This window comes from Endozoicomonas sp. PH6C (assembly GCF_059322965.1).
This window is the reverse complement of sequence record NZ_CP185342.1, coordinates 6,322,847-6,337,927: the sequence shown is the minus strand read 5'-3', so window position 1 is coordinate 6,337,927 and position 15,081 is coordinate 6,322,847. Positions and strand designations below refer to the sequence as shown.

General features: G+C 52.5%; 13 protein-coding genes. 4 read left to right on the top strand and 9 right to left on the bottom strand.

The window, feature by feature from the left end:
- Nucleotides 1-142 precede the first annotated feature (142 nt).
- Nucleotides 143-1,126: a hypothetical protein gene (locus tag ACOMG9_RS22245; RefSeq protein WP_448218533.1), complete on the top strand. Its 984-nt coding sequence runs from the start codon at nt 143-145 to the stop codon at nt 1,124-1,126.
- A 365-nt stretch (nt 1,127-1,491) separates the two neighbouring features.
- Here ACOMG9_RS22245 and ACOMG9_RS22240 read toward each other — a convergent pair whose 3' ends face one another.
- Nucleotides 1,492-3,699, bottom strand: a complete 2,208-nt coding sequence (locus ACOMG9_RS22240) for an ankyrin repeat domain-containing protein (protein ID WP_494529445.1) — start codon at nt 3,697-3,699, stop codon at nt 1,492-1,494.
- Nucleotides 3,700-4,035: 336 nt separating this feature from the next.
- Nucleotides 4,036-6,279 carry an ankyrin repeat domain-containing protein gene (locus ACOMG9_RS22235; RefSeq protein ID WP_494529444.1) on the bottom strand — a complete coding sequence of 748 codons (2,244 nt, stop codon included), beginning with the start codon at nt 6,277-6,279 and terminating at the stop codon, nt 4,036-4,038.
- A gap of 306 nt (nt 6,280-6,585) precedes the next feature.
- On the opposite strand from ACOMG9_RS22235, the gene ACOMG9_RS22230 reads away from it, so the two are divergent.
- Nucleotides 6,586-6,855, top strand: a complete 270-nt coding sequence (locus ACOMG9_RS22230) for a BrnT family toxin (protein ID WP_448218527.1) — start codon at nt 6,586-6,588, stop codon at nt 6,853-6,855.
- Entirely contained in the window at nt 6,839-7,123 is a 285-nt protein-coding gene (locus tag ACOMG9_RS22225) for a BrnA antitoxin family protein (RefSeq protein WP_448218526.1), read from the top strand. The genes ACOMG9_RS22230 and ACOMG9_RS22225 overlap by 17 nt, the downstream gene beginning before the upstream one ends.
- A 198-nt stretch (nt 7,124-7,321) precedes the next feature.
- On the opposite strand, the gene ACOMG9_RS22220 is transcribed toward ACOMG9_RS22225, so the two are convergent.
- From ACOMG9_RS22220 to ACOMG9_RS22205, 4 genes are all read right to left on the bottom strand, one after another.
- Nucleotides 7,322-8,089, bottom strand: a complete 768-nt coding sequence (locus tag ACOMG9_RS22220) for an ankyrin repeat domain-containing protein (RefSeq protein ID WP_448218525.1) — start codon at nt 8,087-8,089, stop codon at nt 7,322-7,324.
- A gap of 193 nt (nt 8,090-8,282) precedes the next feature.
- Entirely contained in the window at nt 8,283-9,629 is a 1,347-nt protein-coding gene (locus tag ACOMG9_RS22215; RefSeq protein ID WP_494529443.1) for an ankyrin repeat domain-containing protein, read from the bottom strand.
- Between the two features lie 188 nt (nt 9,630-9,817).
- The gene (locus tag ACOMG9_RS22210; protein ID WP_494529442.1) at nt 9,818-11,170 is read right to left on the bottom strand and encodes an ankyrin repeat domain-containing protein; all 1,353 of its coding nucleotides are present in this window, start codon (nt 11,168-11,170) and stop codon (nt 9,818-9,820) included.
- A gap of 136 nt (nt 11,171-11,306) precedes the next feature.
- A complete protein-coding gene (locus tag ACOMG9_RS22205) occupies nt 11,307-12,506 on the bottom strand; it encodes an ankyrin repeat domain-containing protein (protein WP_494529441.1) in 1,200 nt (399 codons plus the stop codon).
- A 292-nt stretch (nt 12,507-12,798) separates the two neighbouring features.
- Here ACOMG9_RS22205 and ACOMG9_RS22200 point away from each other — a divergent pair, with 292 nt between their 5' ends.
- Entirely contained in the window at nt 12,799-12,969 is a 171-nt protein-coding gene (locus ACOMG9_RS22200) for a hypothetical protein (RefSeq protein ID WP_422135625.1), read from the top strand.
- A 26-nt stretch (nt 12,970-12,995) separates the two neighbouring features.
- On the opposite strand, the gene ACOMG9_RS22195 is transcribed toward ACOMG9_RS22200, so the two are convergent.
- The 3 genes from ACOMG9_RS22195 to ACOMG9_RS22185 all read right to left on the bottom strand — a co-directional run bounded on the left by ACOMG9_RS22195 (nt 12,996) and on the right by ACOMG9_RS22185 (nt 14,980).
- Nucleotides 12,996-13,292 (bottom strand): helix-turn-helix domain-containing protein, encoded by a 297-nt coding sequence (locus ACOMG9_RS22195; RefSeq protein WP_494529440.1) that lies wholly within the window; start codon nt 13,290-13,292, stop codon nt 12,996-12,998.
- Complete coding sequence (locus tag ACOMG9_RS22190) at nt 13,280-13,621, bottom strand: hypothetical protein (protein ID WP_494529439.1); 342 nt, start codon at nt 13,619-13,621, stop codon at nt 13,280-13,282. The genes ACOMG9_RS22195 and ACOMG9_RS22190 overlap by 13 nt, the downstream gene beginning before the upstream one ends.
- Before the next feature lie 87 nt (nt 13,622-13,708).
- On the bottom strand, nt 13,709-14,980 hold the full coding sequence (locus ACOMG9_RS22185) for an ankyrin repeat domain-containing protein (RefSeq protein WP_494529438.1): 1,272 nt from the start codon (nt 14,978-14,980) through the stop codon (nt 13,709-13,711).
- Nucleotides 14,981-15,081 lie beyond the last annotated feature (101 nt).

Sequence of the window (15,081 nt, the reverse complement as noted above, 5' to 3'; positions counted from 1 at the left end):
AAGTCACCAGAGTTCAGAAAGACTTCGACAAAGGTGATGTCTGAAATCACAGGGTATATTCCGAACATCGAACTCACATTGACTTTGCACTTTCCTCAACTATCTTTCCTGACTACAAAATCAGCAAGAGATTCATCGAATAATGGAACAATTGCTTTTTGCGGCACCTCTGTTGCTCTTTTTCTCTTTGCCTGCCATCTGTCAGGCAGACTCGTTTACAAGACATCTTGCTGTCGAACAGTTTGTCGCTGTCGGCTGGCTTTTAAAAAACTATTGGAACCCCGATTCATTGCTGTTTAACCCGGGGGATCAACTGGAGGCAAGTCGGGATGACCCGTTTACAATCATTACCATGATGCTCCCCGGACAAAACAAACAACAAAGTGACCAACAAAACCCGTCATCAGAATCATCCAGCCAACAAGCCTCAGGGACAACCGGCCATGTCAGAGGCTCTGTCAGTAACCCCCTGTCGTCTGGTTCTGGCGGTGGTAATGAACATCCTGAACAAGACCTGCATACGTTGGATTTAAATTGTTATGCCGGTTCCTGTCATGGTGTTTGTGAACTCCGACAAAAATTCAATAATATTACGTTAGCTGAAGAGTCGCTGAGTTACGCAGAAAATTCGACAGGACACAATCATCATGAGATGACAGAAACACAGCCCTCTCAGCCGCAAGCCCGTGAGGGTGCCGAAGAAGCGAGCAAAATGGATGAATCAAACGCAGAAGCTTGTTGCAATATTTCACAATTCATAAATTTCCTGGATTATTTAAAAGATATTCTCATTGAAAATGGTGCGCAATTTAGAGCGTCAAGCCCTGTAGAATTCAATAATGCCATCGATTTACTTAAATCTCTTAACCCTTCCGATATTTCAATAGTTCAAGAGAGAGACCCGATTCGTGACTTTTCAGACTGTGAAGACGGTTGTGAAGGCGATTATAGGGACATTCGGTCTCTCGTCTTTTATAGGGGTGAGCCGTTATTTACAGTAACAAAGACTGACAGTGAAACTAGATTTGAAGGACGCTGTACATATGGGGAATCGGCATATATTGAAATCACAAAGTTATTTGTTGAACTCCATGTTCGTTATGCTCTCAGATTCCTATCTTTTTAAAGGCTGAATTTTGAGAGATTTAAGGAATGTTGAAAAAAATAAGTCTCAAACTGTAGAGTCCGCTTTTCAGGGGAGGTATGCATTCCCACGCAGAGCGTGGGAACGAGAAACGGGCGCTACAACACGGCCATGAAAATGGGTCAAACAAATAGGGCAGGGATGTGCCTCCTCTGGTACTTCACTATCCCCGGGGGCAGGGGGGCGAGCAATGCCGTCTATAAGTAGAACATCTATATCAGTCAATAAGCAATGCAGGTTGGACACAGGAAAAATATGATAGTTCAATCAGGTAGTTATTAAATTTGCATTAGCCAGATATCACCTATTTCAACAACCCGGAAGATGGGAACACCTGAAAGCCGTGTTTACTGAACAACACAACGTCTTTCTTTTGTTTCCTTCTCTGCCTCTGTTCCGAACTCTTCCCCGGCGTTGGTCAGGAGCTTCACGCAATCGGTATTGCCCATCGCGGTTGCAATGGCAAGTGGGGTTGTGCCATCCGGCAGGGCAGCGTTGAGATTCGCCCCGGCCCGGATCAGGAGTTCCACGCAGTCGGTGTTATTTTTCTGGGCGGCGATGAACAGCGAGGTGGCGCCATCCGATAGAGCGGCGTCGGGATTCGCCCCGGCATTGATCAGGAGTTCCAGACATTCGGTGTAATTTTCTTGTGCTGCCACGAACAATGGGGTGGCGCCCTGCCTGGTCTGGGCGTTGAGATCTGCATTGGCTTCGACGAGGATTTTCAGGCAGTTGAGGTTATTTTTCAGGGCCGCCGCGATGAACAGCGGGGTGACGCCATTCTTGGTTTGGAGGTTGAGATCCGCATGGGCTTCGGTCAGTATTTTCACACAGTCGGCGTGATTTTCTTGTGCAGCCATGAACAGAGGGGTGGCGCCACCCTCGGTCTGGGCGTTGAGATCCGCCCCGGCTTCAATCAGGAGTTTCAGGCAGTCAGTATTGCCATTCTGGGCAGCGATGAGCAGCGAGGTGGCGCCATCCTTAATCCGGGCATTGAGATCCGCCCCGGCGTCGATCAGGGCTTTCAAGCAGTCGGTATTGCCCAACTTGGCTGCGATGTACAGTGCGGTGGCACCGCTTTTACAGACGGCGTTGAGATCCGCCCCGGCGTTGATCAGGAGTTTTACGCAGTCGGTGTTATTTTCTTGTACAGCGATGAACAGCGGGGTTGCTCCACCCTTGGTCCTGGAGGTGTTGAGATCCGCCCCGGCGCTGATCAGGAGTTTCACGCAGTCGCTATTGCCCTCCTGAGCTGCGATGAACAGCGGGGTTGCGCCATCGTTGATCCTGGCGGCGTTGAGATCTGCCCCGGCGTTGATCAGGAGTTTCACGCAGTCGGTATTGCCGTTCTGGGCTGCCATGAACAGAGGGGTGGCAGCATCCGTAATCCTGGCGGCGTTGACACCCGCCCCGGCGTTGATCAGGATTCTCAGGCAGTCAGTATTGCCGTTCTGGGCTGCCGTGAACAGAGGGGTGGCACCATACGTAATCGTGGCGGCGTTTTGATCTGCCCCGGCTTCGATCAGGATTATCAGGCAGTCGGTATTGCCGTTCTGGGCAGCGATGAACGCAGGGTTGGCACCACTCTTGGTCACGGCGTTGATATCTGCCTCGGCTGCAATCAGGATTTTCAGGCTGTCGATGTTATTTTTTTGGGCAGCGATAAACACCGGGGTAACGCCATCCTCAGTCTGGACGTTGAGATCCGCCCCGGCGTCGATCAGGAGTTTCATGCAGACGTTATTGCCCCTTTGGGCTGCGATGAAGAGCGGGGTAGCGCCACCCTTAGTCAGGGCGTTGAGATCCGCCCCGGCGTCGATCAGGAGTTTCATGCAGACGTTATTGCCCCTTTGGGCTGCGATGAAGAGCGGGGAGGCGCCATCCTCAGTCTGGGCGTTGAGATCCACCCCGGCTTCGATCAGGATTTTCAGGCTGTCGATGTTATTTTGTTGAGCAGCCATGAACAGCGGGGTGGCTCCGCCGCCAGTCCGGGCGTTGAGATTCGCCCCGGCGCTGATCAGGCTTTTCACGCAGAGGGTATTACCACAATCAGCAGCGATGATCAGTGCGGTGGCATTATTCGAAAGGGTATTGGCAGTGTCGGGGTTCGCCCCAGCGTTGATCAGGTGTTCGACGACTTCCGTATGCCCCCAGAGGGATGCTATCATCAAGGCACTGAAACCAGCAGTCATAATGGCATTGACATTGACTCCTTCTGCCAGTGACCTCTCTACCTGATCCAGATCCCCGTTAAAACAGGCAAGACAAAACCTCCAATCGGGGAAGAATGTATCCGGGTGAGATTCACTGGTGTTCTGATTCACCACAGGCATCGGGTTTTGCCGACACATCGCGCACCGGCGTGCGCCGATAGGCTGATCAACAAAGCACATCGAAAGGCAGTCCAGATCGAAGCGGTGACCACAACATTGGGTTTTAACGATCACAGGCGCTCCACTTCGGTCATGGAAGTTAGCCAAACAAATGGGACAGTGATCGGCCTTCAGTGCCCATGGGGTGAGGGTAGCGAGCAATGCCACATATAAGTAGAACATCTGTGTTGGTCAATAAGCAGCGTGGGTTGGATGCAAAAAAGCATGTTATACCAATCGTACTTTCTAAATCCCGTGATGAGCATGGAGATTTGAGCCTTAAGACAAGGCGGCGTGAGGAGTCATAGCCTTAGCTATGGCGACGATCGCCAACGCAGGATTAAGGCTCAAATCTTCAGCGCAATAGGGAGTTAGAAAGTTCGATTGGTATTAGTTCATTTATCTGGCTATCAAAGTTTGCTGTGGCCAGATAATCACCTATTTCAAAAACTCAGAAGATCGGAACACCTGAAAGTTTTGTTTACTCGATAGCACGAGGCCTTTCTTGTTTTCCCCTCCTTATCTTGCCCCGGCGTTGGTCAGGAGTTCCACGCAGTTGGTATTGCCCATCTCGGTTGCGATGGCGAGTGGGGTGGTGCCATTCGACAAGGCGGCGTTGATATCTGCCTCGGCCCTGATCAGGAGTTTCAGAACCTCGGTTTTACCCTCCTCAGCGGCGATTAAAAGCGGAGTCGCACCATCCTCAGTCCTTCGGGCGTCGAGATCGGCCCCGGCGTTGACCAAGCGTTCCACGGAGTCGCTATTGCCCATCTCGGCTGCGATGAATAGGGGTGTTCTGCCATCCTCAGTCCTGGTGTCGAGATCTGCCTCAGCTTCGATCAGGAGTTTCAGGGAGTCTATGTTATTTTCCTTGGCAGCGATTAACAGCGGGGTGGCGCCAACCTTAGTCCGGATGTTGAGGTCCGCCCCGGCTTCGATCAGGTGTTTCACACAGTCGGCGTGATTTTCTTGTGCAGCCAAAAACAGCGGGGTGCCGCCATCCTTGGTCTGGGTGTTGAGATCTGCCCCGGCATTGATCAGGAGTTCCACGCAGTCAGTATGGCCATTCGCAGCAGCGATCAGCAGCGGGGTGCAGCCTTCCTTATTCCTGGCGTTGAGGTCAGCCTTGGCTTCGATCAGGGATTCCACACAGTCGGTATTGCCATTCTGGGCTGCGATGTACAGCGGGGTGGCACCATCTGACAAGCTGGCTTCGAGATCCGCCCCAGCGTTGATCAGGAGCTTTACGCAGTCGCTATAGCCCATCGCAGCAGCGCTGATCAGCGGAGTGCAGCCATTCGACAGTATAGTGTTGGGATCCGCTCCGTCGTTGATCAGGAGTTTCATGCAGTCGATGTGATTTTCCTGTGCAGCGATGAACAGCGGGGTGACGCCCTCCTTATTTTGTGCGTTGAGATCCGCCCCTGCTTCGATCAGAGCTTTCAGGCAGTCGATATGACCTCTCGCAGCAGCAATGATCAGCGGAGTGCTGTCTTCCTTTGCCCTGACGTTGGGGTCTGCCTTGGCTTCGATCAGGGCTTTCAGGCAATCGGTATAGCCTTTTGCAGCAGCGATGTACAGCGTGGTGGTGCCATCGTCAGCTGGGGCGTTGGGATCCGCCCCGGCGTTGCACAGGAGTTTCACGCAGGCGGTGTTATTTTCTTGTACAGCGATGAGCAGCGGGGTAGCGCCATCTTGAGTCAGGGCATTGAGTTTTGCCTTGGCTTCGATCAGGCGTTTCACGCAGTCGGTATTGCCTTTCGCAGCAGCGATGAACAGAGGAGTGGAGCCATCCGACAAGGCGGCGTCAAGATCCGCCCCGGCTTCAATCAGGATTTTCACGCAGTCAATATTGTTGTTCTGGGCAGCGATGAGCAGCGAGGTGGCGCCATCCTTAGTCCGGGCATTGAGATCCGCCCCGGCGTCGATCAGGGCTTTCACGCAGTCGGTATTGCCCATCTCGGCTGCGATGAATAGTGGGGTGAAGCCATCAGACAAGGCGGCGTCGAGATCCGCCCCGGCTTCAATCAGGAGTCTCACACAGTCAGTATTGCCATTCTGGGCAGCGATGAGCAGCGAGGTGGCGCCATCCGGCAAGCTGGTGTTGAGATCCGCCCCGGCGTCGATCAGGGCTTTCAAGCAGACAATATTGCCCATCTCGGCTACGATGTACGACGGGGTGGTGCCATCTGGTAAGGCAATGTTGGGATCCGCCCCGGCGTTGATCAGGAGTTTCACGCAGTCGGTGTTATTTTCTATTGCAGCGATGAACAGTGCGGTAGCTCCGCTCTCACAGACGGCGTCGAGATTCGCCCCGGCGTTGATCAGGCATTCGGCGACCGCCATATGCCCCCCGATGGATGCCATCATTAAGGGCGTGTAATCATCATTCGTAATGTCATGGGCATTGACATTGACTCCTTCTGCCAGTGACTTCTGCACCACATCCAAATCCCCTTCAAAACAGGCACGAAAAAACGTCAGATCGGGGAAGAATGTATCCGGGTGAGATACACCGGTGTCCAGATTCAACACAGGCATCGGGTCTTGCCGACACATTGCGCACCGTCTCGAGCCTATGGGCTGATCGACAAAACACTTCGAAATACAGTCCAGATCGAAGAGGTGGCCACAACATCCGGTTTTGACGACCACAGGCGTGACACTTCGGCCATGAAAGTAAGTCAAACAAATAGGACACTGATCGGCCTTGACTGTATATGGGGAGAGGGTAGCGAACAACGCCACATATAAGTAGAACATCTGTGTTGGTCAATATGTAATGCGGGTTAGATACAAAAAAGCATGTTAGTTCATTTATGTGTCAATCAAAGTTTGCTGTGGCTAATCCGGACGGTGAAAGCAAAACCTGAAGAGATTAAGTATGCCATTTGCTTCAGTCCAAGCTGAAAGTGACCTGATCCTGCTTAACATGTAGTTGTAAAGTGAGACGACCTCCTTAAGGCGCTGGGTCTGCGGTTGCAGGTGTTGGGCTAACATGGATAAAGCGTTAACTTGTGCTATACCTGATAGCTGGCAAACCTTAATTAACGTGCATACAATAATTCTATGAAGTATGAATACGATGCCGCCAAGGATGCCGTCAACCGGGCTAAGCATGGCTTGTCGTTGTCTGAGGCTGAGCGCTTGGAGTGGGACACGCTTAAGGCATGGGAAGATCATCGCTATGACTATGGAGAGCAGCGTATGGTTGGTTTTGCTTCCAGAGGTAAGCGCCTTTATTGTGTGGTGTATACCGACCGGGGCGAGAAGCGCCGCATTATTTCCCTGCGAAAAGCCAATAAACGAGAGGTACGAATTTATGCAAATCAAGACTAAATCAGGGCGCTGGCTTGAGCTGCCCACCGACGAAGAAGAGGCAGCCATCAATGCAGGCATTGCCGCTGATCCTGACACATATGAACTTACTGACGAGGAGTTCAAACAACTACGACCAGTGGGGCGACCCAAGGCCGAACAGACCAAGGAGCGGATTTCTATCCGGCTGTCACCCGAGGTGGTTGAATTTTTCCGCGCCACTGGCAAAGGCTGGCAGACCCGTATGGATGAAGCTTTGCGTGAATATGTGGTCAGGCATTCAGGGTGACAGCTTGCAGTCTCCCCCTGCTTTGGTTTCACCAGATCCCCAGCCAGCCGAAACGCCACTTCTCGGGCTCTGGCAATCAGAAATCGATTCAACCGGCTGACACAGCGTTCTTCCTGATCCTGCTCGGCGCGGAGCTGGGCCAGAAGGCGGGTGTCCAGCTTTACTGAATAGCACAAGGCCTTTCTTGCTTTCCCGTCCTTACTTTGCCCCGGCGTTGGTCAGGAGTTCCACGCAGTCGCTATTGCCCATCTTGGTTGCGATGGACAGCGGGGTAGTGCCATCCGAAGTCCTGGCGGCGTTGAGATCCGCTCCAGCTTCGATCATGAGTGTCACAAAGTCGCTGTTATTCTCTTGTGCAGCGAAGAACAGCGGGGTGGCGCCATCCGAAGTCCGGGGGGTGTTGAGATTCGCCCCGGAGTCGATCAGGAGTTTCCCAATGTCGGTGTTATTTTCTTGTGCAGCGTAGAACAGCGAGGTGGCGCCATCCGTGGCCCGGGCAACATTGACGTCCGCCCCGTCTTTTATCAAACGTTCGACGACGTCTATGTGCCCCTCACTGGATGCTACGATCAGGGCAGTGAAATCATCAGTCATAACGGCATTGACATAGACTCCTGCTGCCAGTGACCTCTCCACCTGAATCAAATCCCCGTCATAACAGGCATCATAAAACACCTGATCGGGGAAAAATGTATCCGGGTGGGATTCACTGGTCTTCTGATTCACCACAGGCATCGGGCATTCCCGACACATCGCGCATCGGCGTGAGCCGATCGGTTCAAAAATGAATTGTTTCGAAATACAGTCCAGATGGAAGCGGTGGCCACACTGGGTTAGACATTGGGTTTTGACGTCTACTGGCGCCACATCGCGGCCATGGAAATTAGCCAAACAAATAGGACATACATCGGGCTCCGACGTTACGTCAGTTTCCATGGGAAGAAGAGTGCGAGCCATGCCATCCATAAGTAGAACATCTGTGTCAGTCAATAATGCAGTGTTGGTTAGACATAAGAGCAGTACAAAAGTTCAATTGTGTGACTATAAAGTCCGCTGTGGCTAAATAATCACCTGTTTTAAAAACTCGGAAGATGGAAACACCCAGAGGCGGGTTTATCGGTTAACACAACGCCTTTCTTTCCTTCATCGCCTCTGTTCCCTACTCTGCCCCGGCGTTGATCAGGAGTTTCACGCAGTCGGAATTGCCTTTTGCAGCAGCAACGAACAGCGGGGTGGCACGATCCGTAATTCTGGCAGTGTTGAGATCCGCCCCGGCATTGATCAGGAGTTTCACGCAGTCGGAATTGCCCACCAGGGCTGCGATAAACAGCGGGGTGGAGCCATCCTCGGCCTGGGCGTTGAGATCTGCCCCTGCGTTGATCAGTATTTTCAGACAGTCGGTATTGCCCTTCAGGGCTGCGAGGAACAGCGAGGTGGCGCCATTCTCAGTCCGGACGCTGACATCTGCCCCGGCATCGAGAAGGAGTTTCACGCAGTCGATGTTGCCCTTCTGGACTGCGATGATCAGAGGTGTGCAGCCATCCGACATGGCGGCGTTAAGATCTGCCCCGGCGTTGATCAGGAGTTCCACGCAGTCAGTGTTATTTTCTTGAGCAGCGGTGAGCAGCGGTGTGGCGCCATCCAACATGGCGGCGTTGAGATTCGCCTTGGCTTCGATCAGGGCTTTCACGCAGTCGGTATTGCCTATCCAGGCTGCGATGAGCAGCGGGGTGGAGCCATCATCGGTCTGGGCGTTGAGATCCGCCCCGGCTTCGATCAGGGCTGTCATGCAGTCTATGTTATTTTCTTGGGCAGCGATGACCAGCGGGGTGGTGCCATCCGACAAGGCGGCGTTGAGATCCGCCCCGGCGTTGATCAGGAGTTTCACGCAGACAATGTTATTTTCCTGGGCAGCAATGAACAGCGATGTGGCGCCACTCGACATGGCGGCGTTGAGATCTGCCTCAGCTTCGATCAGGATTTTTACGCAGTCATCGTTATTATGATGTGCAGCGATGAGCAGCGGGCTGGCGCCATTCGACAAGGCGGCGTCGACGTCCGCCCCGGCTTCTATCAGGCGTTGGACGACAGTCTTGTTCCCGTTTTGGGATGCCAACATCAAAGCAGTGAAGCCACCAACCATAACCGCATTGACATTGACTCCTTCTGCCAGCGACCTCTCTACCTGATTCAGATCCCCGTTTAAACAGGCATTATAAAAAGTCTGATCGGGGAAAAATGTATCCGGGTAAGCTTCACTGGTGTTCTGATTCACCACAGGCATCGGGTTTTGCCGACACATCGCGCACTGGCGTGAGCCGATGGGCTGATCAACAAAGCACATCGAAAGACAGTCCAGATCGAAGCGGTGACCGCAACATTGGGTTTTGACGACCACAGGCGCTTCATGACGGTCATGGAAGTGAGCTAAACAAATAGGACAGGGATCAGCTTCCAGTGTCCATGGGGAGAGGGTAGCGAACAATGCCATACATAAGAAGAACATCTGTGTTGGTTAGTAGTGTGGGTTGGATACAAAAAAAGGAATGGTAGTTCATTTATATGGCTATCAAAGCTTGCTGTGACTAAATAATCACCTGTTTTAAAAAAAATTCAGAAGATGGGAACACCTGAGAGTCGTTTTTACTGGACAAAGTAACGCCTTTCTTTTGTTGCCTTCACGGCCTTTGTTCCCTACTTTGCTCCAGCCTTGATCAGGGCTTCCATGCAGTCGGTATTGCCCATCGCGGTTGCGATGTAGAGTGGGGTGGCGCCATCTGAAGTCCTGGCGGCGTCGAGATCTGCCCCGGCATTGATCAGGCGTTCTACGCAGTCGGTATGGCCATTCAGGGCTGCGATGAACAGCGGGGTGGCACCATCTGAAGTCCTGGCAGCATTGAGATCCGCTCCGACGTGGATCAGGGTTTCCATGCAATCGGTATGGCCATTCAGGGCTGCAGTGAACAGCGCGGTGGTGCCATCAATAGTCCGGGCGTTGAGATTCACCCCGGCCTTGATCAGAAGTTTCACGCAGTCGGTGTTATTTTTCTGAACTGCGATGAACAGCGGGGTGGCGCCGTCCGAAGTCCTGGTGGCCTTAAGATCCGCCCCGACCTGGATCAGTATTTCCACGCAATCGGTATGGCCTAGCCAGACTGCGATGAGAAGCGGGGTTGCACCATTCTTATTTCTCGCGTTGAGATCTGCGTTGGCTTCGGTCAGGGCTTTTACGCAGTCGGTATTGCCTCTCAGGGCAGCGACGAATAGCGGGGTTGTACCATTCTCAGTCCTGGCGTTGAGATTCGCCCCGGCGTTGATCAGGAGTTCCACGCATTCGATGTTATTTTCCTGGGCAGCGAAGAACAGCGGTGTGGCGCCATCCAACAAGGCGGCGTTGATATCCGCCCCGGCGTTGATCAGGAGTTTCATGCAGTCGGTATTGCCCTCCTTGGCAGCGATCAACAGTGCGGTGGCACCATTTGAAAAGGTGGCGTTAACATCCGCCCCGGCGTTGATCAGGAGCTTCACGCAATCGATGTCATTCTCCTGGACAGCAAAGAATATTGCGGTGGCTCCACCTGTGGAGGTGGCGTTGAGATTCGCCCCGGCGCTGATCAGGCGTTCAACGATTGCCTCGTGCCCCCCGTCAGATGCCAACATCAAGCCAGTGAAATCATCATGTATAACGGCATTGACATTGACTCCATTTGCCAATGACCTCTCTACCTGATCCAAATCCCCGTCATAACAGGCATCAAAAAACACCTGATCGGGGAAAAATGTATCCGGGTGAGATTCACTGGTGTTCTGATTCACCACCGGCATCGGGTTTTGCCGACACATTGCGCACTGGCGGGAGCCAATGGGCTGATCAACAAAACACTTCGAAATACAGTCCAGATCGAAGAGGTGACCACAGCATTGGGTTTTGACGACCACAGGCGCTTCACTTCGGCCATGGAAGGGAGCCAGACAAATAGGACAGTGATCGGCCTTCAGTGTCCATGGGGAGAGGGTAGCGAACAATGCCACATATAAGTAAAACATCTGTATTGGTCAAGAAGCAGTGTAGGTTTGATACAAAAAAGCATGTTAGTTCATTTATATGGCTATCAAAGTTCGCTGTGGCCAAACAATTACCTGTTTCAAAAACTCAGAAGATGGGAACACCTGAGAGCCCCGTTTACTGGACGGCATGACGCTTTTCTTTTGTTTCCTCCGCCGCCTCGGTTCCCAACTCTGCCCCGGCGTTGATCAGGAGTTTCATGCAGTCGGTATTGCCCATCGCGATTGCAATGGAGAGCGGGGTGGTGCCAGTCTTAGTCCGGGCGTTGAGATCTGCCCCGGCGTTGATCAGGAGTTGCACGCATTCGGTGCTATTTTCCTGGGCAGAGATGAATAGCGGGGTGGCGTCATCCAAAGTGTGGGGGGTGTTGAAATCCGCCCCGGCTTCGATCAGGAGTATCAGGCAGTCGGTATTGCCGTTCCGGGCTGCGATGAACGTTGGGTTGGCACCACTATTAATCCGGATGTTGAGATCTGCCTCGGCTTCAATCAGGATTTTCAGGCTGTCGATGTTATTTTCTTGGGCAGCCATATACACAGGGGTTCCGCCATCGTCAGTCCGGGCGTTGGGATCTGCCCCGGCGTTGATCAGCATTTTCACGAGGTCGGTATTGACCTCCTGTGTTGCGAAGAACAGCGGGCTGGCGCCATCCGACGAGGCGGCATTGATGTCTGCCCCGCCACCGATGAGGCTTTCCACGCAATCGGTATGGCCTTTCCAGATTGCGATGATAAGCGGGGTGTTGCCAGTCTTGGTGTGGGCGTTGAGATCCGCCCCGGCGTTGATCAGGCGTTTCACGCAGTCGGTATTACCGTACTGAGCAGCGATGAATAGTGCGGTGACACCATTCGAACGGGCAGCGTCAAGGTTTGCCCCAGCGTTGATCAGGCGTTCGACGACATCCGTGTGCCCGAAGCTGGATGCCAACATCAAGGCAGTGAAATCATCAGTCATAACCGCATTGACATTGACTCCTTCTGCCAGAGACCTCTCTACCTGATCCAGATCTCCGTCAAAACAGGCATCATAAAACGTCTGATCGGGGAAAAATGTATCCGGGTGAGATTCACTGGTGTTCTGATTCACCACAGGCATCGGGTTTTGCCGACACATCGCGCACCGGCGTGAGCCGATGGGCTGATCAACAAAGCACATCGAAAGACAGTCCAGATCGAAGAGGTGGCCGCAACATTGGGTTTTGACGACCACAGGCGCTTTACTTCGGCCATGGAAGGGAGCCAGACAAATAGGACAGTGATCGGCCTTCAGTGTCAAAGGGGAGAGGGCAGCGAACAGTGCCAGACATAAGTAGAACATCTGTGCCAGTCGATAACTGCTGCGGCTTGGGTACAGAAAAGGAATGATAGTTCATTTATGTGTCTCTCAACGTTTGCTGTGGTTAAATAATCACTTGTTTCAAAAACTCAGAAGATGGGAACAACCAGAGCCGTGCTTACGGGCCATGTACCAACTCAGTCCGAGACCGACATTACGGCGGCACGGTTGGCGATTGTGGGTCAGTGCGATGAGGATAAAAGACCGCATTTGAATACCTGCCTAAAACGGATGGCCGTAGTACCTAAAGTGGAAAATCCACAAGGAGGCTCACATGAGAAAACAATGGAAGGGAACGCCAGAAAGCAGAGGCCATGAAGCTCGCCTGCGGTGGATTAGAAAAGCAGGTGGCAAGATTGATAAGAACAAAGCAGTAATGAAGATGCTTAAGAAAAGTATTAGAAAATGGAATACTAAACGCACTAAAAAACAACCACATAAATAGCTGCAAAAACATTACCAGCCGATGATTCAGGAATGAGCCAGCCCTAGCATGGCGACAATCTGTTTGGGTTCTCTGGCGAGCAGGTTCAGCAATACACGGGCAGGGCCGTTCGGTTTGCGGTCACCCCGCTCCCAGTGGCGAAGGGTGGGGAGTTTTACACCTACAGCCTGGGCAAACTCTTCCTGAGTCATATCGAGCTGCTGGCGAATGCCTTTGATGTCCAGGGGTGTCACCTCATGGACGATCGCACCTGTATTCTCACCTTTTGTGTAGGCTACGGCCTCTTCAAGGCCCTGGATAATGCTGTTCGCTACGCTTGCCATTTTTTCCATCCTCTTTCGAGCAGAGTGACTAACTGTTTCACGGTGTTGCGGTCTGCCTTTGACAGGTTTTCCTGTTGGTTTTTCCCATAAACCGTGAGCAGGAACAGGGGCATTGATGGGTTCTTGTAGAAGTGAATAATCTGCACTCCTCCACTCTTGCCTGATGCACCTCTTCGCCACCGGAGCTTACGGATGCCGCCTGTACCCTTCATGATCTCACCAGCCTCAGGGTTTGCCGCCAGGTAATCAATGATATGGCGGCGTTCCTCACTGGATAGAAGGCTCTCAGCTTCGTCCTGATAGTTTTTCAGCTCAGCGACCGTATGCATTAGAATGTAATCCAATGGATTAGTTCAGGCAAAGTATAATGGTTGGTAAGAAAGATGCAAGCCGGTGGTTTTTCGCACTTCACCTGACTATTTAACGGCCAACCCTGATAAAGCGTTTGCTCCAGCCTTTATCAGGGCTTCCACGCAGTCGGTATTGCCCTTCGCGATTGCAATGGAGAGCGGGGTGGCACCATCTGTAGTCCTCACAGCATTGAGATCCGCTCCGGCGTTGATCAGGAATTTCACGCAGTCGGTATTGCCTTTCGAAGCAGCAAAGTGCAGCGGGGTGGAGCCAGTCTTAGTGTGAGCGTTGAGATCCGCTCCGGCGTTGATCAGGCGTTCCACGCAGTCGGTATTGCCAATCGAAGCAGCAACGTGCAGTGGGGTGGCGCCAGTCTTATTGTGGGCGTTGAGATTTGCCTCGGCATTGATCAGGAGTTGCACGCATTCGGTGTTATTTTTCTGGGCAGCGATGAATAGCGGGGTGGTGCCAAACTTATTCCGAGCGTTGAGATCCGCCTTGGCTTCGATCAGGATTTTCAGGCAGTCGATGTTATTTTGCAGAGCAGCTATAAACAACGGGGTGGCGCCATCCAGCAGGGCAGCGTTGAGATCCGCCCCGGCGTTGATCAGGAGTTTCACGCATTCGATGTTATTTTTTTGTGCAGCGATGAACAGCGCGGTGGCGCCTTCCTCAATCTGAGCGTTGAGATCCGCCCCGGCGTTGATCAGGAGCTTCACGCATTCGATGTTATTTTCTTGTGCAGCGATGAACAGCGGAGTGGCGCCATCCTCACTCCGGGCGTTGAGATCCGCCCCGGCGTTGATCAGGTGTTTCACGCAGTCGGTATTACCGTATTCGGCAGCGATGAACAGTGCGGTGGAGTTATTCGAACGGGCAGCGTCAAGGTTTGCCTCAGCGTTGATCAAGCGTTCGACGACATCCGTGTGCCCCCAGCTGGATGCCAGCATCAAGGCAGTGAAATCAGCACTCATAACGGCATTGACATTGACTCCTTCTGCCAGAGACCTCTCCACCTGATCCAGATCCCCGTTTAAACAGGCAAGATAAAACGTCTGATCGGGGAAAAAAGTATCCGGGTGAGATTCACTGGTGTTCTGACTCACCACAGGCATCGGGTTTTGCCGACACATCGCGCACTGGCGTGAGCCGATGGGCTGATCAACAAAGCACATCGAAAGACAGTCCAGATCGAAGAGGTGGCCGCAACATTGGGTTTTGACGACCACAGGCGCTTCACTTCGGCCATGGAAGGGAGCCAGACAAATAGGACAGTGATCGGCCTTCAGTGTCAAAGGGGAGAGGGCAGCGAACAGTGCCAGACATAAGTAGAACATCTGTGTTGGTCAATAATCCGTGTGGGTTAGATAGAAAAAAGCATGTTAGTTCATTTTTATGGCTATCAAAGTTGGCTGTGCCCAAACAATCACTTGTTTCA

Bases quoted from the DNA above. Each gene is read 5' to 3' on its own strand.
- ACOMG9_RS22245 (WP_448218533.1), top strand. From the start codon at position 143: ATGGAACAATTGCTTTTTGCGGCACCTCTGTTGCTCTTTTTCTCTTTG.
- ACOMG9_RS22240 (WP_494529445.1), bottom strand. From the start codon at position 3,699: ATGTTCTACTTATATGTGGCATTGCTCGCTACCCTCACCCCATGGGCA.
- ACOMG9_RS22235 (WP_494529444.1), bottom strand. From the start codon at position 6,279: ATGTTCTACTTATATGTGGCGTTGTTCGCTACCCTCTCCCCATATACA.
- ACOMG9_RS22230 (WP_448218527.1), top strand. From the start codon at position 6,586: ATGAAGTATGAATACGATGCCGCCAAGGATGCCGTCAACCGGGCTAAG.
- ACOMG9_RS22225 (WP_448218526.1), top strand. From the start codon at position 6,839: ATGCAAATCAAGACTAAATCAGGGCGCTGGCTTGAGCTGCCCACCGAC.
- ACOMG9_RS22220 (WP_448218525.1), bottom strand. From the start codon at position 8,089: ATGGATGGCATGGCTCGCACTCTTCTTCCCATGGAAACTGACGTAACG.
- ACOMG9_RS22215 (WP_494529443.1), bottom strand. From the start codon at position 9,629: ATGTTCTTCTTATGTATGGCATTGTTCGCTACCCTCTCCCCATGGACA.
- ACOMG9_RS22210 (WP_494529442.1), bottom strand. From the start codon at position 11,170: ATGTTTTACTTATATGTGGCATTGTTCGCTACCCTCTCCCCATGGACA.
- ACOMG9_RS22205 (WP_494529441.1), bottom strand. From the start codon at position 12,506: ATGTTCTACTTATGTCTGGCACTGTTCGCTGCCCTCTCCCCTTTGACA.
- ACOMG9_RS22200 (WP_422135625.1), top strand. From the start codon at position 12,799: ATGAGAAAACAATGGAAGGGAACGCCAGAAAGCAGAGGCCATGAAGCT.
- ACOMG9_RS22195 (WP_494529440.1), bottom strand. From the start codon at position 13,292: ATGGCAAGCGTAGCGAACAGCATTATCCAGGGCCTTGAAGAGGCCGTA.
- ACOMG9_RS22190 (WP_494529439.1), bottom strand. From the start codon at position 13,621: ATGCATACGGTCGCTGAGCTGAAAAACTATCAGGACGAAGCTGAGAGC.
- ACOMG9_RS22185 (WP_494529438.1), bottom strand. From the start codon at position 14,980: ATGTTCTACTTATGTCTGGCACTGTTCGCTGCCCTCTCCCCTTTGACA.